The 22,245-nt window shown below is 62.9% G+C and carries 23 protein-coding genes; all 23 read right to left on the bottom strand.

Features of this window, described 5'->3' with window-relative positions:
- Nucleotides 1-190: 190 nt before the first annotated feature.
- Nucleotides 191-2,308 carry a polyribonucleotide nucleotidyltransferase gene (gene pnp, locus AZSI13_RS04420; protein ID WP_109039954.1) on the bottom strand — a complete coding sequence of 706 codons (2,118 nt, stop codon included), beginning with the start codon at nucleotides 2,306-2,308 and terminating at the stop codon, nucleotides 191-193.
- 179 nt (nucleotides 2,309-2,487) lie between these two features.
- Nucleotides 2,488-2,757, bottom strand: coding sequence for a 30S ribosomal protein S15 (rpsO, locus tag AZSI13_RS04415; RefSeq protein WP_014237747.1), 270 nt, complete (start codon nucleotides 2,755-2,757; stop codon nucleotides 2,488-2,490).
- A gap of 182 nt (nucleotides 2,758-2,939) precedes the next feature.
- The gene (truB, locus tag AZSI13_RS04410; RefSeq protein WP_109039953.1) at nucleotides 2,940-3,848 is read right to left on the bottom strand and encodes a tRNA pseudouridine(55) synthase TruB; all 909 of its coding nucleotides are present in this window, start codon (nucleotides 3,846-3,848) and stop codon (nucleotides 2,940-2,942) included.
- Between the two features lie 4 nt (nucleotides 3,849-3,852).
- The gene (rbfA, locus tag AZSI13_RS04405; RefSeq protein ID WP_109039952.1) at nucleotides 3,853-4,266 is read right to left on the bottom strand and encodes a 30S ribosome-binding factor RbfA; all 414 of its coding nucleotides are present in this window, start codon (nucleotides 4,264-4,266) and stop codon (nucleotides 3,853-3,855) included.
- A 6-nt stretch (nucleotides 4,267-4,272) separates the two neighbouring features.
- Entirely contained in the window at nucleotides 4,273-7,068 is a 2,796-nt protein-coding gene (gene infB, locus AZSI13_RS04400) for a translation initiation factor IF-2 (RefSeq protein WP_109039951.1), read from the bottom strand.
- Nucleotides 7,069-7,093: 25 nt separating this feature from the next.
- Nucleotides 7,094-8,566, bottom strand: coding sequence for a transcription termination factor NusA (gene nusA, locus AZSI13_RS04395; protein ID WP_109039950.1), 1,473 nt, complete (start codon nucleotides 8,564-8,566; stop codon nucleotides 7,094-7,096).
- 25 nt (nucleotides 8,567-8,591) lie between these two features.
- A complete protein-coding gene (gene rimP, locus AZSI13_RS04390; protein ID WP_109039949.1) occupies nucleotides 8,592-9,053 on the bottom strand; it encodes a ribosome maturation factor RimP in 462 nt (153 codons plus the stop codon).
- A gap of 238 nt (nucleotides 9,054-9,291) precedes the next feature.
- Nucleotides 9,292-10,416, bottom strand: a complete 1,125-nt coding sequence (gene rluB, locus AZSI13_RS04385) for a 23S rRNA pseudouridine(2605) synthase RluB (RefSeq protein WP_109039948.1) — start codon at nucleotides 10,414-10,416, stop codon at nucleotides 9,292-9,294.
- Complete coding sequence (gene scpB / locus AZSI13_RS04380) at nucleotides 10,406-10,963, bottom strand: SMC-Scp complex subunit ScpB (protein WP_109039947.1); 558 nt, start codon at nucleotides 10,961-10,963, stop codon at nucleotides 10,406-10,408. The genes rluB and scpB overlap by 11 nt, the downstream gene beginning before the upstream one ends.
- Nucleotides 10,944-11,864, bottom strand: coding sequence for a ScpA family protein (locus tag AZSI13_RS04375; protein ID WP_109039946.1), 921 nt, complete (start codon nucleotides 11,862-11,864; stop codon nucleotides 10,944-10,946). The genes scpB and AZSI13_RS04375 overlap by 20 nt, the downstream gene beginning before the upstream one ends.
- Nucleotides 11,865-11,890: 26 nt before the next feature.
- Nucleotides 11,891-13,093: a tryptophan--tRNA ligase gene (locus tag AZSI13_RS04370; protein ID WP_109039945.1), complete on the bottom strand. Its 1,203-nt coding sequence runs from the start codon at nucleotides 13,091-13,093 to the stop codon at nucleotides 11,891-11,893.
- 13 nt (nucleotides 13,094-13,106) lie between these two features.
- Nucleotides 13,107-13,760: a site-2 protease family protein gene (locus AZSI13_RS04365; RefSeq protein ID WP_109039944.1), complete on the bottom strand. Its 654-nt coding sequence runs from the start codon at nucleotides 13,758-13,760 to the stop codon at nucleotides 13,107-13,109.
- Between the two features lie 66 nt (nucleotides 13,761-13,826).
- On the bottom strand, nucleotides 13,827-14,450 hold the full coding sequence (locus AZSI13_RS04360) for an L-threonylcarbamoyladenylate synthase (RefSeq protein ID WP_109039943.1): 624 nt from the start codon (nucleotides 14,448-14,450) through the stop codon (nucleotides 13,827-13,829).
- A 19-nt stretch (nucleotides 14,451-14,469) separates the two neighbouring features.
- The gene (locus AZSI13_RS04355; RefSeq protein WP_109039942.1) at nucleotides 14,470-15,309 is read right to left on the bottom strand and encodes a 3',5'-nucleoside bisphosphate phosphatase; all 840 of its coding nucleotides are present in this window, start codon (nucleotides 15,307-15,309) and stop codon (nucleotides 14,470-14,472) included.
- A 60-nt stretch (nucleotides 15,310-15,369) separates the two neighbouring features.
- Nucleotides 15,370-16,275 carry an alpha/beta fold hydrolase gene (locus AZSI13_RS04350; protein ID WP_109039941.1) on the bottom strand — a complete coding sequence of 302 codons (906 nt, stop codon included), beginning with the start codon at nucleotides 16,273-16,275 and terminating at the stop codon, nucleotides 15,370-15,372.
- 32 nt (nucleotides 16,276-16,307) lie between these two features.
- The gene (gene nagZ / locus AZSI13_RS04345) at nucleotides 16,308-17,336 is read right to left on the bottom strand and encodes a beta-N-acetylhexosaminidase (RefSeq protein WP_109039940.1); all 1,029 of its coding nucleotides are present in this window, start codon (nucleotides 17,334-17,336) and stop codon (nucleotides 16,308-16,310) included.
- Nucleotides 17,333-17,722: a holo-ACP synthase gene (acpS, locus tag AZSI13_RS04340; protein WP_109039939.1), complete on the bottom strand. Its 390-nt coding sequence runs from the start codon at nucleotides 17,720-17,722 to the stop codon at nucleotides 17,333-17,335. The genes nagZ and acpS overlap by 4 nt, the downstream gene beginning before the upstream one ends.
- 174 nt (nucleotides 17,723-17,896) lie before the next feature.
- The gene (locus AZSI13_RS04335) at nucleotides 17,897-18,649 is read right to left on the bottom strand and encodes a pyridoxine 5'-phosphate synthase (protein ID WP_109039938.1); all 753 of its coding nucleotides are present in this window, start codon (nucleotides 18,647-18,649) and stop codon (nucleotides 17,897-17,899) included.
- 67 nt (nucleotides 18,650-18,716) lie between these two features.
- A complete protein-coding gene (gene recO / locus AZSI13_RS04330) occupies nucleotides 18,717-19,430 on the bottom strand; it encodes a DNA repair protein RecO (protein WP_109039937.1) in 714 nt (237 codons plus the stop codon).
- 45 nt (nucleotides 19,431-19,475) lie between these two features.
- A complete protein-coding gene (gene era, locus AZSI13_RS04325; protein ID WP_109039936.1) occupies nucleotides 19,476-20,378 on the bottom strand; it encodes a GTPase Era in 903 nt (300 codons plus the stop codon).
- Nucleotides 20,375-21,067: a ribonuclease III gene (gene rnc, locus AZSI13_RS04320; RefSeq protein WP_109039935.1), complete on the bottom strand. Its 693-nt coding sequence runs from the start codon at nucleotides 21,065-21,067 to the stop codon at nucleotides 20,375-20,377. The genes era and rnc overlap by 4 nt, the downstream gene beginning before the upstream one ends.
- Complete coding sequence (locus tag AZSI13_RS04315) at nucleotides 21,060-21,434, bottom strand: DUF4845 domain-containing protein (RefSeq protein WP_109039934.1); 375 nt, start codon at nucleotides 21,432-21,434, stop codon at nucleotides 21,060-21,062. The genes rnc and AZSI13_RS04315 overlap by 8 nt, the downstream gene beginning before the upstream one ends.
- A gap of 16 nt (nucleotides 21,435-21,450) precedes the next feature.
- Nucleotides 21,451-22,239, bottom strand: a complete 789-nt coding sequence (gene lepB / locus AZSI13_RS04310) for a signal peptidase I (RefSeq protein ID WP_109039933.1) — start codon at nucleotides 22,237-22,239, stop codon at nucleotides 21,451-21,453.
- Nucleotides 22,240-22,245 lie beyond the last annotated feature (6 nt).

Genomic DNA, 22,245 nt, shown 5'->3' with positions numbered 1-22,245 from the left:
CCCTTCCCTACCCAAATTTTCACAATATCCGCAACCTATTGAATTTAAAAGACTTTGAAAACACCCCAAAAAAAGGGTCACCCGGGGGTCGGGGAAAATCAAGTGGACATAAAAAAGCCCGCTATGGCTAGCGGGCTTTTTTGGTGCAACGAATCAGCCTCGACCGGAGAACGGCCAGGGCTGTCGGTGATTACTGCTGGGCCTGGGGGGCAGCGGCACCTTCTTCGGCGGCCACGGCCTTCATGGACAGGCGGATGCGGCCCTTCTCGTCGGTTTCCAGGACCTTGACGCGCACGACCTGGCCTTCCTTGAGGTAGTCGCCCACGGCGTTGACGCGCTCGTTGGCGATCTGGGAGATGTGCAGCAGACCATCTTTGCCCGGCAGGACGCTGACGATGGCGCCGAAGTCGAGGATCTTCAGCACGGGGCCTTCGTAGATGCGGCCCACTTCCACTTCGGCGGTGATGGCTTCGATACGCTTCTTGGCCAGCTCGGCGGCGGCGCCGTCGGTGGAGGCGATGGTGATGGTGCCGTCGTCCTGGATGTCGATGGAGGTGCCGGTTTCTTCCGTCAGGGCGCGGATGACAGCGCCGCCCTTGCCGATCACGTCACGGATTTTTTCCGGATTGATCTTCATGGTGTACAGACGGGGAGCGTAGGCGGACATTTCGGTGCGGGGCGCATCCTGAGCGTCCTGCATGATGGTCAGGATGTGCAGACGACCGGCCTTGGCCTGATCCAGCGCCACGGCCATGATTTCCTTGGTGATGCCCTGAATCTTGATGTCCATCTGCAGGGCGGTGATGCCGGAATCGGTACCGGCCACCTTGAAGTCCATGTCACCCAGGTGGTCTTCGTCACCCAGGATGTCGGTCAGCACAGCGAAGCGGTTGCCTTCCTTGATCAGGCCCATGGCGATGCCGGCCACGTGGGCCTTGAGGGGCACGCCAGCATCCATCAGCGCCAGGGAGCCGCCGCAGACGGAGGCCATGGAGGAGGAGCCGTTGGATTCGGTGATCTCGGAAACCACGCGCATGGAGTAGGAGAACTCATCGGCGGGGGGCAGCACGGCCAGCAGGGCGCGCTTGGCCAGACGGCCGTGGCCGATTTCGCGACGCTTGGGGGAGCCGACACGACCCGTTTCGCCGGTGGCGTAGGGGGGCATGTTGTAGTGCAGCATGAAGCGGTCTTTGTACTCACCGGCCAGGGCGTCGATGATCTGTTCGTCGCGGCTGGTGCCGAGGGTGGCGACCACCAGGCCCTGGGTTTCGCCACGGGTGAACAGGGCGGAACCGTGGGTACGGGGCAGCACGCCAGCGCGCACGGTGATGGGGCGCACGGTGCGGGTGTCGCGACCGTCGATACGGGGAGCGCCGGAGAGGATGCGGCCACGCACGATGGCGGCTTCCAGGGCAAAGAACAGGTCGGCCACGGTGGCTTCGTCGGGAGCACCTTCACCTTGGCACAGGGCGGCCACGGCTTCGTTGCGGATTTCCTTGACGCGCTGGCTGCGGGTCTGCTTCACGGTGATGTTGTAGGCTTCTTCGAGCTGGGTATTGACCAGAGCGGTGAGCTTGGCGATCAGGGCCTCGTCCTTGGCGGGAGGCTGCCAATCCCATTCGGGCTTGCCGGCTTCTTCCACCAGTTCGTTGATGGCGTTGATGACGACCTGCATCTGCTCGTGGCCGAAGACCACGGCGCCCAGCATGACTTCTTCGGAGAGTTCCTTGGCTTCGGATTCCACCATCAGCACGGCGGACTGGGTACCGGCAACCACCAGGTCCAGCTGGCTATCCTTGAGCTGGGTGGCGGAGGGGTTGATGACGTACTGGCCGTTGATGTAACCGACACGGGCGGCACCGATGGGGCCCATGAAGGGGATGCCGGAAATGGCCAGAGCGGCGGAAGCACCGATCAGGGCGGGAATGTCGGAATCCACTTCAGGATTCAGGGACATGACGGTGGCCACGACCTGGACTTCGTTGTAGAAGCCTTCGGGGAACAGGGGGCGGATCGGACGGTCGATCAGGCGGGAGGTCAGGGTTTCCTTTTCGGAAGGACGGCCTTCGCGCTTGAAGAAGCCACCGGGGATCTTGCCGGCAGCGTAGGTCTTTTCAACGTAATCGACGGTCAGGGGGAAGAAATCTTGGCCGGGCTTGGCTTGCTTGGCACCGACCACGGTCACCAGGACCACGGTGTCATCAACGGTGACCAGTACGGCGCCGGAGGCCTGGCGAGCAATCTCGCCGGTTTCCAGAGTGACCTGATGGGCACCGTAGGTGAAGGTTTTCTTTGCAATATTGAACATATCTTCCTTTCTCTCTTTCACTTGTGTCTTCGCTAGATTCTGTTTAACCGGCCGATTCTACCCGGGAGTCATGCTGCCATGGGGGCAGAATAAAAAAAGAGCGGCGCAGCCCGTCAGGCCACGCCGCTCTTTCTATACTCCCGACCGCATGAGCGGACGGTTCTGGGCTTGGTGCAAGATTACTTGCGCAGGCCCAGGCGTTCGATAACGCTGCGGTACTTGTCCACGTCGGTGCGCTTCAGGTAGTCCAGCAGCTTGCGACGGCGGGAAACCATGCGCAGCAGGCCGCGACGGGAGTGGTGATCCTTCATGTGTTCCTTGAAGTGACCGGTCAGGTCGTTGATGCGTGCGGTCAGCAGCGCGATCTGCACTTCGGAGGAACCGGTGTCGCCCTGGGCACGTTGGAAATCGCCAACGATCTGGGCCTTTTGCGTGGTGTTAATAGCCATGAGTCAAACTCTCTTGAGTGTTACGACGCCGCCCCAGTTTGATAGAGCCAGCGCCCGACTGTTAAAAAAACTTCGCTCCGGGAACGGAACGAAGGGGCGGATTATACGCAGCGAGCCCCGGGGAAGCAAGGATTAATGCGCCCGGCAGGTACGCGGCCCGGCGCCGGCCCCGGTGCCGGCCATTACGCTGCTGTCTGCTCCTGGCGCAGCAGACGGAAGGGCCATAGGGCACCGGAACGAACTTCGCCAACCCCCAGCAGCTTGCCAGCACCGTCGTACACCCGGGCCTTACCGGCAAGCAGTTCGGTGGGAACCGGGTTGCCGTGGGCAAAACGGGCCTCGGCCTCCGCCTCCAGCGCCACAGCGGGCAGGCTGTGTAGCAGGGCATCCAACGGGAGCAGGTGGACGGTACGCCCGTCCTCCTCCAAATTTTCGAGGGCCTCTAGGGATACCGCGCCTTCCAGGGTCAGGGGGCCGACCCGGGTGCGTCGCAGGGCGCGCAGGTGAGCGCCACACCCCAGGGCCTCGCCGATGTCTTCGGCCAGGGTGCGGATATAGGTGCCCTTGCTGCAATCGACGTGAAGGCGAAAATGGACACCGTCGAAATCCGTGGCAGCCAGTTGGTGGATAACCACCTGGCGGGCCTCCCGTTCCACTTCAATGCCCTGGCGGGCCAGTTCGTAGAGGGGCTTGCCATCCCGCTTGAGGGCAGAATACATGGGCGGAATTTGTGCAATGGGGCCGAGAAAACGGGCCACAACCGCCTGCAACTGCTCGGGCGACACCTGAACGGGGCGAGTCTGCAGGATTTCCCCTTCAGCATCGCCGGTGGCCGTGGTTTCGCCGAGGCGAACATCGGCGACATAGGCTTTGTCCGCATCCAGGAGATCGGCAGAAAACTTGGTGGCTTCGCCGAAACAAACAGGCAGCAGACCGGTGGCCAGGGGATCCAGGGTCCCGGTATGGCCTGCTTTGGCGGCTGAAAAGAGACGACGCGCCTTTTGCAGCGCGTCGTTGGAGGAGAGGTGCAGGGGCTTGTCCAGCAACAACACCCCATCCACCTGTTTCCAGGTGCGTCTGGGTTTGGACATGAGCTCAGCTTTCGGTGGGAGTATCTGCGTCAGGCGCCTCGCCTGCTTCGGGCGAAGTCTGGCGGCTGGCGGCAGCGGCCTCGTCGATGAGACGAGAGAGGCTGGTGCCGTGCTCGATGGAATTGTCGTAGATGAAGTGCAGCTGGGGCGTGGTGTGGATACGCACGCGACGCCCCAGTTCACGCCGCAGAAAACCCGAGGCCTTGACCAGCCCCTTCTGGATTTCCGGCAGCTGCTCGGCAGTGGCCAGAGTGGTGAAAAATACTCGGGCGTGGGCATAGTCGGGAGTCACCTCCACGTCGGTCAGGCTGACCATGCCGACGCGGGGATCCTTCAACTCCGTGCGAATGAGCTCCGCCAACTCGCGGCGGATCTGCTCATTCACCCGGTCCTTGCGGGAAAAGCTCTTGGTAGCCATCGTGCCTTACAGGCTCCGGGCGATTTCCTGGATTTCGTACACTTCCAGTTGGTCGCCTTCCTCGATCTCGTTGTAGCCCTTGAGGGAGAGGCCGCACTCGAAGCCGCCCTTCACTTCCTTGACGTCATCCTTGTAGCGCTTCAGGGAATCCAGTTCACCATCCCACTGCACCACGTTGTTGCGCAGCAGGCGGATGCGGGAAGCACGCTTGACCACGCCTTCCAGCACCAGGCAACCGGCAATGGAACCAACCTTGGAAACCTTGAAGACCTGGCGGATTTCCACGAGACCGGTGATCTGCTCGCGCTTCTCCGGGGAGAGCATGCCGGACAGGGCTGCCTTCACTTCATCTACAGCGTCATAAATGATGTTGTAGTAGCGGATATCAACGCCAAAGTTGTCGGCAGCCTTACGGGCGCCAGCATCGGCACGGGTGTTGAAGCCGATGATGACCGCCTTGGAGGCGGATGCCAGATTCACGTCGGTTTCGGTGATGGCACCGACCGCGGCATGAATCACATTGACGCGCACTTCCTCGGTGGAAAGCTTGTTCAAGGACTGCACCAGCGCTTCCTGGGAACCCTGCACGTCGGACTTGACGATCAACGGCAGGAACTTGGCAGCGCCCTCACCCATGTTCTCGAACATGGATTCGAGCTTGGCGGCCTGTTGCTTGGCCAGCTTCACTTCGCGGAACTTGCCTTGACGGAACAGGGCAATTTCCCGTGCCTTGCGCTCGTCGGCCAAGACCATGGCTTCTTCACCGGCCGCCGGCACGTCGGAGAGACCCTGGATTTCCACCGGAATGGAAGGACCAGCCTCGTCGATAGGCTTGCCGTTCTCGTCCAGCATGGCCCGGACCTTACCGAAGACCTGGCCCACCAGTACGATGTCGCCGCGCTTCAGGGTGCCGGACTGCACCAGGATGGTCGCCACGGGGCCCTTGCCCTTGTCCAGGCGAGCTTCGATGATGATGCCCTTGGCCGGTGCTTCCTTGGCCGCAGTCAGTTCCAGCACTTCGGCCTGCAGCAGCACGTGCTCCAGCAGGTCGTCGATGCCGGTGCCCTTCTTGGCGGAAACCGGGACGAAGGGAGAATCGCCACCGTATTCTTCCGGCACCACGCCTTCGGCAATCAGTTCCTGCTTGACGCGATCCGGATTGGCTTCGGGCTTGTCGATCTTGTTCACCGCCACCACCAGGGGCACATTGGCCGCCTTGGCGTGGTGGATAGCTTCCTTGGTCTGGGGCATGACGCCGTCGTCAGCCGCGACCACCAGAATCACCAAGTCGGTGGCCTTGGCACCGCGGGCCCGCATGGCCGTGAAGGCCTCGTGACCCGGGGTGTCGAGGAAAGTCACCATGCCACGGGGCGTTTCCACGTGGTAAGCGCCGATGTGCTGGGTAATGCCGCCGGCTTCACCGGAGGCCACGCGGGTGCGGCGGATGTAGTCAAGCAGGGAGGTCTTGCCGTGGTCGACGTGACCCATCACGGTCACCACCGGAGCCCGGGGCTCCAGCTTCACATCCACATGCTCAGCAACGTCGTCCAGGAAGGCGTCCGGGTCGTCCAGTTTGGCGGCAACGGCTTTGTGGCCCATCTCCTCCACCAGAATCATGGCGGTTTCCTGGTCCAGCACCTGGTTAATGGTGACCATGGACCCCATCTTCATCAGGGTTTTGATCACTTCCGTGGCCTTAACGGCCATCTTGTGGGCCAGGTCGGCTACAGAAATGGTTTCAGGAACGTGGACTTCACGCACGATCGGTTCGGTCGGCGCCTGGAAGGCATGGGCCTCGTCGCTGCTGCCACCATGGCGCTTGCCATGCTTGCCGCCGCTACGCCAGCCGCTACCGGAGTCACCACCGCGGGTTTTGATACCGGGGCGCTTCTTGTTGCCGTCGTTCCAGGGCTCTTTCTTGGCACCAGGCTTGGCTTCACCGGGCTTTCCAGCGGGCTTGTGCAGCGTACGATCGGCAGGCTTCTCTTCGGGAGACTGGGCTGTCTGCTGTGCAGCAGCAGCTTGCTTCGCAGCAGCTGCAACCTTGGCGGCGGCCGCCTTTTCTTCGGCTTCACGACGCAGACGCACCAGTTCGGCTGCGCGAGCCTGCTTTTCCAGATATTCACGCTGCTGATGTTCGAGCAGGGCTTGGTGACGGCGCGCTTCGTCTTCCCGGGCCTTCATTTCGGCCTCGCCGATGACAGAAACCATGCTGCGCTTGACTACCTTGGCACGGCTCGGTGCCGTGGCTTCGGCGGCGGGAGCGGCAACGACAGCGGGGGCAGGGGCAGGCTCGGGCACCGGTTCCGGAATCGGCTCGGGAGCAGCAACAAGCACCGGCTCGGGCACGACTTCGATTTCCGGCTCGGGAACCACTTCTGCCACGGGTTCGGGCACCGGCTCGGGAGCAGCTTCAACGACGGGCTCGGGTGCGACCAGCGGCTCGGCCGGCACAGCAGCCTGCAGCGCTTCTTCGGCCACAGCTTCAACGGCGGCATCGCCAGCTTCGCGCTTCACCAGGACGCGCTTCTTACGTACTTCCACCTGGACGGTACGGGTTTTGCCGCTGGAATCCTGAGCCTTGATCTCGCTGGTCTGCTTACGGGTCAGCGTGATCTTGTTCTTGCCCTGGGACTCGCCGTGGCTACTGCGCAGGTAATCGAGCAGACGGGTCTTGTCCTGTTCGGACAGTTCATCTTCAGCCAGCTGCTTGCTGACGCCGGCCTTCTGTAGCTGTTCCAGCAGGGCAGCTGCCGGCATTTTCAGCTCGGTGGCAAATTGAGAGACGGTTGTTTGCGCCATATTTACTTCACTCCCTTCCCAACTCTCACTCGAACCAGTGCGAGCGGGCGTTGGTAATCAGTTGCTTGGCGCGGTCCGCGTCAATGCCGGTCATTTCGGTGAGTTCATCCACAGCCAGGTCGGCCAGGTCATCCAGGGTCTTGACACCGCCGGAAGCCAGCTTGGCGGCCAAGGACTTATCCATGCCGTCCAGGCCCAGGAGGGACTCTTCCACGCCTTCGAGTTGCTCTTCAGTGACGATGGCTTCGGTCAGAAGCACATTACGTGCGCGGTTGCGCAGTTCGTTCACCGTGTCTTCGTCGAAAGCCTCGATTTCCAGCATTTCCGCCAGGGGCACGTAAGCCACTTCTTCCAGGGTGGAGAAGCCTTCGTCGATCAGGATGTTGGCGACTTCCTCGTCCACATCCAGTTTTTCCATGAAGAGCACGCGGGTGGCAGCAGTTTCGGCTTCCACCTTTTTCTCGGACTCTTCCTGGGTCATCAGGTTGATGTTCCAGCCGGTCAGCTCGGACGCCAGGCGCACGTTCTGGCCGCCACGGCCGATGGCGATGGCCAAGTTGGCTTCGTCCACCACCACATCCATGCTGTGTTTTTCTTCGTCCACCACGATGGAGCTGACCTCGGCCGGTGCCAGGGCGCCGATCACGAACTGGGCGGGATCCTGAGACCACAACACGATGTCCACACGCTCACCGGCCAACTCGTTAGTGACGGCAGTCACGCGGGTACCACGCATACCGACACAAGTACCGATCGGGTCGACGCGGGGATCGTTGGACTTCACGGCAATCTTGGCGCGCATGCCGGGGTCCCGCGCAGCCGCTTTGATTTCCATGAGGCCGTCTTCGATTTCCGGCACTTCCAGGTCAAACAGTTTGATGATGAATTCGGGTGCAGTGCGGGAGAGGATGATCTGGGGACCCCGGGCATTGCGGTCGATGCGCAGCAGATAGGCCTTGGCCCGATCGCCAACACGCAGGTTTTCCTTGGGAATCATCTGATCCCGGGGCAGCAGGGCTTCGATCTTGCCAGCCTCGATGATGGCATTGCCCCGCTCCATGCGCTTGATGGTGCCGGAAACGATATGTTCCTTGCGCTCCAGGAAATCGGACAGAATCTGCTCCCGCTCAGCATCACGAATACGCTGCAGGATGACCTGCTTGGCGGCTTGGGCGCCGATACGACCAAAATCGATCGGCTCCAAGGATTCCTCAATGATATCGCCAACTTCCACGCTATCGTCCTGCTTGGCAGCTTCGGACAGGGGCAACTCAAGAAACTCGTTTACGTAGGCTTCATCGGCCACCACATTCCAGCGACGGAAAGACTCGTACTCGCCGGTATTACGGTCGATCACGACGCGCACTTCGGCCTCGTCGTTGATGCGCTTCTTGGTAGCAGAGGCCAGGGCAGACTCCAGGGCACCGAAGACCACATCCTTGGCAACGTTCTTTTCCCGCGCCAGTGCATCCACCAGCAGCAAAATCTCGCGGCTCATTGCTTTTCCCTCCTCGTTTCTGCCATCAATCGAACTTCGGCTCCAGCCGGGCCTTGTCGATATTGCCCGGCTCGAGGGCTACTTCGCCCTCTTCCTTGCCGCTGTTCTTGTCGATCAGGCGTACGCAGACCTTGCCGTCGCGCACCCCCATGAGAATTCCGTTGAAATTGCGCCGGTTGTTCAGCGCCACGCGCAAGCGGATATGCGCCTCCTGGCCGGCAAAACGATCGAAATCGGCCAGCTTTTTCAGGGGGCGATCAAGACCGGGAGAGGACACCTCCAAGCGGTCATAGTCCACTTCTTCAACCATCAGGACGCGGGAAAGCTGGTTGCTCACGGCAACACAGTCCTCCACGCCAATGCCGCCGGCCTTGGCCAGCTGGTCGATGAAGACGCGAATAACCCGGGCCCGGGGCGTCAGCTCAAGGTCCACCAGCTCATAACCGAGGCCGGTGACCGTTTTTTCCACTAATTGGTGCAGATCCATGCGCTACAAATAAAAAATGGGCGAAACGCCCATCAAAATAAGTTACCCGCCCAAAAACCGGGCAGGACGATGATAACTTTTGAATTATATAGGAAAACAACGGACCGGACAACGGCTTTCCCACGGGAAAGTCGTTGTCCAGGGCTGAAACGCCTCTGGCGGCCCAGCCCTCCTTCTGCCCATCTCTTTCGCTTCCCCTACAGTTCGGGCCGGACAGGGATCGGCAAGTACCGGCCCTTTACTTACGGGTACGCTTGTCCCGCTTTTGAATGACTTCCGGAGCCGGCAGGCCGAATTCCTGCATCAGCTTGGCCACTTCCATATCTTCCAGCTCATGGGTGCTGCCGCGCTTCAGGCGGGCCGGCAGCTGGAATGGGCCATAGCGCACCCGGATCAGGCGGCTGACCGTCGCCCCAACGGCCTCGAACATGCGCCTTACCTCCCGATTACGACCTTCGGAAAGGGTAACCCGATACCAATGGTTGGCCCCCTCCCCGCCCGCATCCAGAAGCGTCGTGAAGCGGGCCGGACCATCCTCCAGCTCGATGCCGGTAGCCAGCTGCTTCAGCGTGGCATCGTCCAGATCACCCAGCACCCGCACGGCGTATTCCCGTTCCAGGTTGTAGCGAGGATGCATCAGCCGGTTGGCCAGATCGCCGGAGTTGGTGAACAGCAGCAGGCCGCTGGTGTTGTAGTCCAGGCGCCCCACAGCCACCCAGCGGCTGCCCCGCATGCGCGGCAGGAAATCGAAGACGCTGTCACGACCTTCCGGGTCATCCCGGGAAACAATCTGGCCTTCCGGCTTGTGGTAGAGCACCACCCGGGGCAGACGCAGGGCGCCGAAACGCAGGTGCACCAGACGGCCGCTAACCTTGACCTTGTCGTTGGGCCCCACCAGCTGGCCCACTTCTGCCGGCTTGCTGTTGACAGTGACCCGGCCAGCGGCGATCCACTCTTCCATTTCACGCCGGGAACCGACACCGCTCTGGGCCAGAATCTTGTGCAGGCGTTCGGGCTTGGCTTCCACCGGGGCATTGCGGCCGCTACGGCCCATCTGGCGGGGAGCAGGGGCAACACGGCCGGCGCCACGGCGGGGGCGCGGCGCCTCCTCGACGACGACCTCCTCATCAACTTCCGGCACCACCTCGGCACGGGTGGGAGCGCGGAAAGGCGTGCGCTTGGCGGCAGGACGGGAAGGCTTGCTCGGCGGGCCGCCGGCAGCGCCACTGCGCCGGGCCTTGGGGGTCGAACGGGAATCTTCCACCCATTCGGCACCATCCCCACGGGAACGCCCGGCGGGGCTGCGGCGGGGACCCTGGCCGGCCTTCGGCGCGGCGGGTTTGCGGGGAGGTTTAGAGGGCATCATTCAGTTCCAGGGTTTGGTTGATCTGTTCCAGGGGCGGCAGCTCGCTCAGGCTGCGCAGCCCCAGGTCGTCGAGAAATTTCTTGGTGGTGGCAAAAAGGGCCGGACGGCCCGGGGTATCCCGGTAGCCCACCACATCGACCCAGCCCCGCTCTTCCAGGGCCTTGACCACCTGAGTGGCCACGGTGACACCGCGAATATCTTCGATGTCGCCCCGGGTAACGGGCTGGCGGTAGGCGATGATGGCCAGGGTTTCCATGACAGCCCGGGAGTAGCGCGGCGGCTTTTCCGGATTCAGGGCCTCGATGTAGGGCGCGTACTCGGGCCGGGTGCGGAAGCGCCAGCCGGTGGCCATCTGCAGCAGTTCTACCGGCCGCTCCTGCCATTCTTCCCGCAGTTCATCGAGCAATTTGCGGACGGTATCGGCCGCCAGCTCATCGTCAAACATATGCCGCAACTCAGAGACGGAGAGGGGCTCCTGGGTCGCCAGCAAGGCGGCCTCCAGGATACGCTTGATCTCGGCCGGGTTAGACGGTAACCGGGGCATCACCTTCTCCTTCTTCGGCAGGGACTTCGATGATCTGTCCGGCCTCTTCGTCGCTGAGAGGCGTTTCCGCATCGTCGGCGATGGCCAGGCGTACGTAGATGGGCATGAAAGCGTCAGCCTGGGTAATGCGGATCAGCCGTTCCCGGGCCAACTCCAGCATGGCGAGGAAGTGCACCACCACGCTGGGGGCCCCCAGTTCCGGGTCGAACATGGCGCCGAATTCGACGAAGCCCTCGGCCTCCTTCAACTGCCGCAGGATCAGCCCCATGTGCTCGCGCACCGACAGCTCTTCCCGCTGCACCTTGTGGGAAGTATGCAACTGGGCCTGGCGCAGGATGGCTTTCCAGGCCTGCTGCAGGTCATCCAGGGAAACGTCGGGATAGCGTTGCCCACCGGATTTCTCGACCCAGGTCTCGACCCAGTGGAAATCCCGCTCAGCCTGGGGATGCTCGTTCAGCGCCACCGCTGCCAGCTTCATCTGCTCGTACTCGATGAGGCGGCGCACCAGCTCGGCCCGGGGATCGTCCACCTCCTCCTCATCGGCCTGCTTGGCCCGGGGCAGCAGCATACGGGACTTGATCTCGATCAGCATGGCGGCCATCACCAGGTAGTCAGCGGCCAGCTCCAGGTTCTGGGAACGCATGGCCTCCACGTATTCCAGGTACTGAACCGTGAGGGGCGCCATGGGAATGTCGAGCACATTGATGTTGGCCTTGCGGATCAGGTAGAGCAGCAGGTCCAGCGGGCCCTCGAAGGCATCCAGCATCACCGCCATGGCATCGGGCGGGATGTAGAGATCCAGGGGCAACTGCTCCAGGGGCTGGCCGTAGATGCGGGCCAGGGCATCCGGAGCAGCTGTCTCCTGAAGGGGAGCCGTGTCGAGGACCGGGGTATCGCTCATGTCGTCAGCCGGACGCAGCCGCGGCCTCAGGCGTAATTCAGGCCCATGGCCGCACGCACGTCGGTCATGGTTTCCTGGGCCAGCTTGCGCGCCTTGGCGCAACCGTCGTTGACGATGTCCCGCACCAGGGCCGGGTTATCCAGATAGATCTGGGCCCGCTCCCGCATGGGGGCTTGTTCCTGGAGGATGCCGTCAATCACCGGCTGCTTGCACTCGAGACAGCCAATGCCGGCGGAGGTGCAGCCCTGGCGTACCCATTCCTTGGTTTCGGCACCGGAATACACCTGGTGCAGTTGCCATACCGGGCACTTGTCCGGGTTGCCAGCATCGGTGCGACGCACCCGGGAGGGATCGGTGGGCATGCGCTTGACCTTCTGGGTGACGGAGGCCTCATCTTCCCGCAGGGTGATGGTATTGCCGTAGGACTTGGACATCTTCTGACCGTCCAGGCCCGGCATGCGGGAGGCCTCGGTGAGCAGGGCATCGGGCTCCACCAGAATCATCTTGCCGGTGCCTTCCAGGTGACCCAGCAGGCGCTCCCGATCGGCCAGGGAGAGGCTCTGGGCCTCGTTCACCAGCCGCTTGCCCTCTTCCACTGCAGCGCCATCGCCGTCCTGCTGGAAGCGGGTACGCAGCTCGTTGAAACGCTTGCCGGCCTTGCCACCCAGCTTCTTCACCGCGGCCAGGGCCTTCTCCTCGAAGCCGGGCTCCCGGCCGTAGAGGTGGTTGAAGCGGCGGGCGATTTCCCGGGAAAACTCCAGGTGGGGAATCTGGTCTTCGCCCACCGGCACCCGGTTGGCGCGATACACCAGAATGTCGGCAGACATCAGCAGGGGGTAGCCGAGAAAACCGTAGGTGGTCAGGTCCTTGTGGGAGAGCTTTTCGATCTGGTCCTTGTAGGTCGGCACCCGCTCCAGCCAGCCCAGGGGCGTCATCATGGACATCAGCAGGTGCAGTTCGGCGTGCTCAGGCACCCGGGACTGGATGAAGATGGTGGCCTGGTTAGGGTCCACACCAGCGGCCAACCAGTCGATCACCATGTCCCAGGCAGCCTTTTCGATGATCTCGGGCTGGTCGTAGCTGGTAGTCAGGGCATGCCAGTCGGCCACAAAAAAGAGGCAGGGATGTTCGTGCTGTAGCTTGACCCAGTTCTTCAGGACGCCGTGATAGTGGCCAAGGTGCAGGCTGCCCGTGGGGCGCATGCCGGAAAGGACTCGTTCCGCGTACATGGTGATGTTGTTCTCAGGCTTGGAAATTGAAAATCAGGGCCAACAGGTAACGCATGATACCCATCAGCGGATAAAGGATACTGGCCAGCACGCCGGTAAAGAGCAAGGCGATGAGGATGGGGAAGCCCCAGGGCTCGACCCGGGAAAAGGCCACCGCCTGGCGGTAGGGCAAGAGGCTGACGGCGATACGGCCACCATCCAGGGGCGGAATGGGTAGCAGGTTGAGCAGCATCAGGCCGATATTCACGTCCATGCCCAGATCGGCCATGCGCAGCAGCGGCAGGGTGTAGGCATTTTCCGGCAGGATTTCCCCGAACTTGAACAGCAGGCCCCAGCCCAGGGCCATGGCCAGATTGGAGAGGGGGCCAGCAGCGGCAACCCACAGCATGTCCTGCTTGGGCCGACGCAGGCGGCCAAAATCCACGGGCACCGGCTTGGCATAGCCGAACAGCAGGCTGCCGCCGGAGAACAACAGGATCAGCACCGGAATCAGGATGGTGCCGACAGGATCGATATGGCGCAGCGGGTTGAGGCTGATGCGCCCCGCCGCATGGGCGGTGAAATCGCCAAAGTGGCGCGCCACATAGCCGTGGGCGGCCTCGTGCAGGGTGATGGCAAAGATCACCGGCAGGGCAGCAATGGCAAGAGTCTGGATCAGGTTATCCATGGGGCGGCGCGCGTCAAAAGGGTGGATTCTAGCAAACGGGCCGGCCGGCCCCGCGAAGCAATGGGATCAAAGGCCGAAAGGCGCCAAGGAACCGCGCCCGGCGCGCACCAGTTCGGGCTGGCCACCGCTCAGGTCGATCACCGTGGTGGGTTCGGTACCGCAATGGCCGCCATCGAGGATCAGGGCCAGATGGTCGTCCAGACGTTCCTGGATTTCCCAGCCTTCGGTGAGGGGAGCCTCGTCGCCGGGCAACTGCAGGGTGGCCGTCAGCATGGGCTCCCCCAGCTCCTCCAGCAGGGCCAGGGCGCCGGCATGGTCGGGAATGCGCAGTCCGATGGTCTTGCGCTTGGGGTGCATCACCCGGCGGGGCAATTCCTTGGTGCCTTCCAGAATGAAGACATAGCTGCCGGGGGTGGCTGCCTTGAGCAGGCGATACTGGGCGTTGTCTACCCGGGCAAAGTGGGCGATGTCCGACAGGTCGCGGCACATCAGGGTCATGTGGTGGCGGTCATCGACGCCGCGGATGGCCCGAAGGCGGTCCAGAGCCTCCTTGTCCCCCAGGTGGCAACCCAGGGAGTAGCAGGAATCCGTGGGAAAGGCGATGAGCCCGCCCTCCCGCACCACTTCGGCGGCCTTGGCCAACATGCGGGGCTGGGGATTGTCGGGATGCAGGGAAAAATACTGGGCCATGATGTTTTCGAAAAAGACGTCAGACGAAGCGCGCGCAGAGGGGCGTCAGATCGTCCGGCAGGGCGGCCAGGCGCCCGAGGTCGGTATAGCTCTCCTGGGGACCGTGGAAGTCAGAGCCACGGGAAGCCAGAAAGCCGTAATGGCGGGCCAGGCGGGCAAAATGATGCACCTGGTCGGGACTATGGCTGCCGGTCACCACTTCGATGCCCTCACCGCCTACGTCCTTGAACTCGCCGAGAAAGCGCCGCAGGGCGCCATTGGAAATCTTGTAGCGGCCAGGGTGGGCCACCACGGCCACGCCGCCTGCGGCACGAATCCAGGCCACGGCATCTTCCAGCGTGGCCCAGCGGTGATCCACATAACCAGGCTTGCCCGGCGTCAGGTAATTTTCAAAGACGCTATGGACATCCTTGCAAAGGCCGATCTGCACAAGGTAACGGGCGAAATGGGCCCGGGAAATCAGGTGGGGATTCTCAGCGAAGGCCATGGCACCCTCCAGGGCGCCGCGGATGGCGATGGCGTCGAGGGCTTCAGCCATGCGCCGGGCCCGGTCCATGCGACCGGCACGGATGGAGGCCAGCCCCTCGTTGAGGACCGGATGCTCGGCATCGAAGCCCAGCCCCACCACGTGAAAGGAGGTGCCCTCCCACTCGATGGAGACTTCCACTCCGTTGACGAAGCCCATGCCCAGCTCATCCGCCACGGCGCGGGCCGGCGCCAGGCCGGCCAGATCGTCGTGATCCGTCAGGGCCAGCAGCTGAACGCCATTGCCGGCCGCCCGCCGCGCCACTTCTGCCGCCGGCAGCAAGCCGTCGGAAGCGGTGGAGTGGCAGTGAAAATCCCAGTTCAGATCAGACATTGGCGGCGGCGCAAGGGGCGTGGAGGGGCAGAAACAAAGCGGGGCATCATAGCACAGGGCCTAGCCCTCCCCGGCCTCCGGCCCTGGCAGGAAAGCCTTCAGCCAAGCTGCAACTACTTCGGGAGCATCGTGGTGGAGCATGTGGCCGGCGGCGGGAATCACTCCCTCCCGGCCCTGGGCAAAACAGTTGAGCCGTGCCTGGTAATCCGCCTCATCGATTTGAAAGCGCCGCAGGAAAGTAGTTTCAGCTCCCCGCAGCCACAGGGTCGGCGCCTCCACCTGCCGCCAGCAGGCCTTCGCTTCTTCCAGACGGTACAACAGGGGGCTGGCCACCTTGTGCCAGGGGTCGCCCGCCCACACCACGGCCTCCCTGCCCTCCCCCGCCGCATCCTGTGGTGCCGGCTGCCCCAGATGCTGGGCGAGGAAATCAGCCCGGGCGGCGCTCAGGCGGGGGTTATCCCGCCGCAGGCGTGCAGCCAGGGCCTGGCGATCCGCATAAACATGACAGGATGGCGGGTGCGACCACTGATCGAGCCATTGCACCAGGCGCTCAGGCGCTTGTTCGGGTGGCATGTTATTGATGCCGAAGCCTTCCAGGGACACCAGATGGCTGATGCGCCGGGGCCGCAAGCCGGCATAGAGGCAGGCGATGTTGCCGCCCATGCTGTGGCCCACCAGGGGCACCGGCCGCTCGCCAAAATAATGGTCAAGCAGGCCATCCAGATCCGCCAGGTAATCGGCAAACCAGTAGGGCCCGGCGTTCCATTGGCTGGCACCAAAGCCCCGCCAGTCCGGTGCCAGAATCTGCCAGTCGCCGGCCAGGGCATCCACCAAAAACTGGAAGGAAGCCGAGACATCCATCCAGCCATGCAGCAGCACCAGAGGCACCCCGGACTCCGGCCCCCAGCGGCGGACGGCCTGCTGTCGGCCACGCAGGGTCAGGGTTTCCAGACGACTCGGTAACATTGGCAAGGGGCCGATAGCTGGACGCGACCGCGTCAGGCCAGGAGTTGCGCCGCCAGGGCCACGCCCCGACGGTAACGGGGATCGGCCTGCAGCGCCTCCCAGCCAATGGCCGGCGTGGCGGGCAGCAGGCGCGCCACCCGGGCACTGCGCGTGGCATCCGTCGGCGGATGCCAGCGTTGCAGGAGATCGCCCACGGCATCCGGCGCGTTACACACCAGCAGCATGTCGCAACCCGCCTGCCAGGCGGCCTCGGCCCGCGCCACCACGTCTCCGGCCACGGCGGCACCTTCCATGGAGAGGTCGTCGCTGAAGACCACGCCCTGGAAGTTCAGGCCTTGCCGCAAGGTCTGGTGCCAAAACGGTGAAAAACCTGCCGGTCGGTCATCTGCCCGGGGATAGATGACATGGGCCGGCATCACCGCATCCAGGGGGAGCTGGCGGAACGGCGCCATATCGGCCTCCAGGGCCGGCCACTCCCGCTCATCCACGGGGATTGCCACGTGGGAATCGGCCTCCACCCAGCCGTGGCCGGGGAAGTGCTTGCCGCAGCAACCCATGCCGGCCAGTTGGAGACCCTGAATCAATGCGCCGGCCAGCTGCACGACGGCTTCCGGCTGGCGGTGGAAGGAGCGGCTGCCGATGACCGTGCTGCGGCCATAGTCCAGGTCAAGCACCGGAGTGAAGGAAAAATCCACGCCCCGGGCCCGCAACTCGGTGGCCAGGACATAGCCCAGATCCTGGGCCGCAGCGATGGCATCGCCAGGGGCCGCATCCCACAAGGCGCCCAGCTTGCCCATGGCGGGGATGGCCGTGAATCCTGGCCGACAGCGCTGCACCCGGCCGCCTTCATGGTCGATGGCGATCAGCAGTTGCGGCTGACGCAGGGCCTTGACCTCGGCGCAGAGGGCACTGAGCTGTTCCGGGCTTTCGTAGTTGCGGGTGAACAGGATGAGGCCGCCCACCAGGGGATGGGAGAGGCGCTCCCGGTCCAGTTCGGTCAGGGCAAAACCCTGAATGTCGATCATTACCGGGCCCAGGGGCAGTTGTCGAGGAGCGTTCATGGCTGGGTCTGTTCCAGGATGACGAAGGCGACGGCGTAGTCCTGCTCATCGCTCAGGGAAAGATGGGCGACCAGCTGACGCTCGGCCAGCAGGGCAGCAACGGGCGGGGCCAGTTCAAGGACCGGCTTGCCCAGGGCATCGTGGCCAACGCCGATGGCCGGCAGCAGCACCGGGGCCCGGATGCCGGTCCCCAGGGCCTTGCCGAAGGCTTCCTTGGCAGCAAAGCGCTTGGCCAGGAAGCGGGTCTGGCCGGTCTCGGGCAGGCGGGCGAATTCCTCCCGCTCCGCCGGGGTCAGCAGCTTGTCCAGGCTGCGCTCTCCGTGGCGGGCGTAGAACTCGCCGAGACGGGAGACAGCGACGATGTCGGTGCCGATGCCGTGGATCATGTTTTCTTAGCCACTGAGGAGTCCATTTTTAGCCACAGAGGACACAGAGACCACAGAGAGAAGCCCACAGACCCTTAAACCTGAACTAGCGATCCGACCTATGGGCATGTCCGCCTCATTTCCGCTGAGAACGGTTCACCCTCTGTGTTCTCTGTGCCCTCTGTGGCTGAGCCTTTACCGACCCGCCGCACCGAGCAGCAGTTGCTTCATTTCCCGCACCGCTTCCCGCAGGCCGACGAAGACGGCGCGGCTGACGATGGCGTGGCCGATGTGCAGTTCCTTGATACCCGCCAGGGCGGCGACAGGCTGGACGTTGTAGTAGTTGAGGGCGTGGCCGGCGTTGAAGCGCATGCCGAGCCCCCGGATGGCCTCGCCGGCAGCTCGCACTTTGGCCAGTTCGGCCAGCACGGCCGGGCTTTCTTCGTCCCGCCCCTGGTTATAGAAGGCGTGGGCGTAGGGGCCGGTGTGGATTTCGCAGACCTTGGCGCCGATGCGGGCGGCAGCTTCGACCTGAGGCAGTTCGGCGTCAATGAAGACACTGGTGACGATGCCGGCATCGGCCAGGCGGGCCACCACGTCCTTCAGGCGGGCTTCCTGGCCGGCCACATCGAGCCCGCCTTCGGTGGTCACCTCGTGGCGGCCTTCGGGCACCAGCATGGCCATTTCGGGCTTGAGGCGGCAGGCGATGCCCACCATTTCGTCGGTGGCCGCCATTTCCAGGTTGAGCTTGATCTGGGTGGTGAGCTTGAGGCGCTCCACGTCCTGGTCGCAGATGTGGCGACGGTCTTCCCGCAGGTGCACGGTGATACCGTCGGCCCCGCCCAACTGGGCTTCCACGGCGGCCCATACCGGGTCCGGCTCGTAGGTGCGACGGGCCTGGCGGATGGTGGCCACGTGGTCGATATTGACGCCGAGTTCGATACTCATGGTGTTAACCTCAAAAATTCCTGCTGCAAAGTGTCGACTTCAGGGAGTTTGCCTAAAAGCGCTTGCCTCAGAGCTCCTGCAATTCCCGGAAAATCTTGCGGGTCTCCAGTTGCTTGCCGTCCAGATAATGGGCCATCAGGGCTCGCATCAGCTGCTTGGCCTCGGCCAGGGAGCGGGTATCGGAAAAATCCTCGTGGGCCAGGTCCAGCAAGGCCTTGCCGGAGACAGACAAGGCCGAGTTGCCGGGTCGGGCTAGCCGCACGGGGCCCCGCTCCACTTCGTAAGCGTAGTGGCCGGCGGCCTCCACCGCCCTGCCCTCTGCATCCGTCGCCAGGGTCAAGCCGTAGCCCAGTTCCTGCAGCAGGGATTTTTCGAAACGGCGCAGGTCCGGCTCCCGTACCCCGTCAGCAAAGCGTTGCAGGGTCGCGGCATAGGCAGCAAACAGGGCTTCGTGGGCATCTTCCCGGGGCAGCAGGTGCAGCAGCAGCTCATTCAGATAGTAGCCGCAAAAGAGCGCATGGCCGGAAAGCAGGGGCTGGCCGCCCTGCCACTCGGCCTTCATCAGGGTCAGCACCTCACCCTTGCCGGCCCAACCCAACTCCAGGGGCTGAAAACCCAGCAACAAGCCGCGGATGGCAGAACGGGGGCGCCGTGCGCCCCGGGCCAGCAAGGCCACCCGGCCGAAATCCCGGGTGAAGGCTTCGACGATGAGGCTGGTTTCCCGGAAGGGATAGGTATGGAGGACGTAGGCGGGCTGGCCGTCGACCTTTTGCCGTTGCATGGGAAATTAACGGACGGGAAAGAACTGCAAGAACGGCCTGGGTGCTTACTCGTAGCCCAGGCTGCGCAGCAGACGCTCGTCGTCGTTCCAGCCGGACTTCACCTTGACCCAGACTTCCAGATAGACCTTGCCGTCGAAGAGCTTTTCCATGTCCTGGCGGGCCTCGGTGGCGATGCGTTTGATGGTCTCGCCACCCTTGCCGATGACGATGGCCTTGTGGCCATCCCGGTCCACGACGATGGCGGCGTAGATGCGACGCAAATTGCCTTCCACCTCGAATTTCTCGATTTCCACGGTGGTGGCGTAGGGCAGTTCATCCCCCAGCAGGCGGAAGAGCTTTTCCCGGATGTATTCGGAAGCCAGGAAGCGCTCGCTGCGGTCGGTCAGTTCGTCCTCGGCGTAGAGCAGTTCCTCATGGGGCAGGTACTGGCGGGCTTCGGCCAGCAGTTGCTCCAGCTGCTTGCCCTTGGTGGCGGAAACCGGCACCACGGCGGTGAAGCTGCGCTCGGCGGTGACTTCGGCCAGGAAAGGCAGCAGCTTTTCCTTCTCGGCGATCTTGTCCACCTTGTTCACCACCAGGATCACCGGCCGGTCTTCCGGCAACAGCTTGAGCACGGCCTTATCCTTGGCGTCGAAGCGGCCGGCCTCGATGACGAAGAGCACCACGTCCACATCGGCCAGGGTCTGGGTGACACCCCGGTTCATGGCTCGGTTGAGGGCGTTGGTGTGTTCAGTCTGGAAGCCGGGGGTATCGACGAAGACATACTGGGCATCGTCGTTGGTGAGGATGCCGGTGATGCGGTGGCGGGTCGTCTGGGCCTTGCGGGAAACGATGGAAATCTTCTCTCCCACCAGGCGGTTGAGCAGGGTGGACTTGCCCACATTGGGGCGGCCGACGATGGCCACGTAGCCGGAACGGATTTGCTTTTCGGTGTTTTCGGTAGTCATGCTTTGAGTTTCTCCAGAGCCCGCTGGGCGGCCTCCTGTTCGGCCGCACGGCGGCTGGCACCCTGGCCTTCGGTCTGCAGATTGGCAGAGACCACATCGCACAGGACCCGGAATTGCTGTAGATGAGCCTGACCGTCGGTACCCGCCAGGGTATAGGTGGGCAGGGGCTGACGTCGAGCCTGCAGGTATTCCTGCAGCCGGGTCTTCGGATCCTTGATGGGCTGATCCGGGGAAATGGCTGCCAGCTTGGCTGTGAACAGATTGCCCACCACGGCTTTGGCCTGCTCAAAACCGGCATCCAGATAGACGGCACCGAAGAGGGCTTCCAGGGTGTCCGCCAGGATGGAGGGACGGGTATGGCCGCCGCTTTTCAGCTCCCCTTCCCCCAGGCGCAAATGGTCGCCCACGGCAAGGCCCTGGGCCAGCTCATAAAGGGTGTCTTTCTTTACCAGATTGGCGCGCAGACGGGACAAGTCACCCTCCGGCAGCGCGGGGAAGCGGGAAAACAGCAGGTGGGCGACAACGCAGTTGAGAATGCTATCGCCCAGAAACTCCAGGCGCTCGTTGTGCGGCGTGCTGTGGCTGCGGTGGGTCAAGGCCGTGCGCAGCAGGCTGGGGTCGGCAAATTCGTGGCCGAGGCGGCGGGCAAAGGCCGCCTCGAAAGCGGTCAGGCGAACGGTGTCAGTCACCCTTGTTACCTGAAGCGCTGCCCTGGAAGTCGATGAACAGGCTCACCGGACCAACCAGATGGATTTTCTTGGCATAGGAGAAACTAATCACGACGTTACCACCATCCTTGGTCACATCCAGATCGGCTCCGCTAATAGATGAAATAGCGTCGATGGTTGCCCGGCGATCAAAAGACTTGCGAACATCCCCCACCGTTATTCCACCAGCGGGACTTTCTGCAGCAACGGCCTTGACCGTCTTCACGATGGTGAAGTACTCAATGACGGCTGGCACCACCTTCATGCCCAGAATGCCGCCAAAGACGACGATGAACACCCACATCAAAAAACTGGAAAGGGCCACCCCTGCTTGCGGCTTACGCGACATGTCGTTCCCCCGTGGCTTACTTGAACCGGCCAATACGGCTCAGGTCGTTGAAATTGAACCAGACAAAGAAGGCCTTGCCGACAATGTTCTCGTCGGGCACAAAGCCCCAGGCGCGGCTGTCCCGGCTGTTGTCCCGGTTATCCCCCATGACGAAGTAATGGCCGGGAGGAACAGTGCAGATGACGCCTGCGTTATTGTAGAGACAATTCTCGCGGCCCGGAAAGTGCGCCGCATCCATGATGAAGGCCGGCGCATCCACATCATTGAGGAAGCGGTGGCTTACCTCCCCCAGGGTTTCGGTGTACTGCTTCGAATAGTAAAGCCGCTCGGAGTGCAAATAATCGTCCTGTGGCTGGGCCTCCAGAGGCTGGCCGTTGATGGTCAGCCGCTTGTTCTGATAGGCAACCTTGTCGCCCGGCAGGCCCACCACCCGCTTGATGTAATCGAGGGAGGGATCCTCCGGATAACGGAAGACCATCACCTCGCCGCGCTGAGGCTGGTTGATATCAATGATTTTCTTGTTGATCACCGGCAGGCGGATGCCGTAGGTGAACTTGTTTACCAGGATGAAATCACCGATCAGCAGGGTGGGAATCATGGAGCCGGAAGGAATCTTGAAAGGCTCGACAACGAAGGAACGCAGGCCGAATACCACCAGGATCACCGGAAAGAAACCGGCACCGTATTCCACCCACCAAGGGTCTTTGGCCCCGGCAAGCCGCTGCTTGGCCAACCACAGGGAATCCAGGGCCCAGATGGCGCCGCTGGCGACTAGCAGCAGCAGGAGGATCAGAGCGAAATTCAAGACAAT

This window comes from Azospira sp. I13 (genome assembly GCF_003112695.1).
In the GTDB taxonomy this organism is placed as follows: Bacteria; Pseudomonadota; Gammaproteobacteria; order Burkholderiales; family Rhodocyclaceae; genus Azospira.
This window is presented reverse-complemented; position numbering and strand designations above follow the sequence as displayed.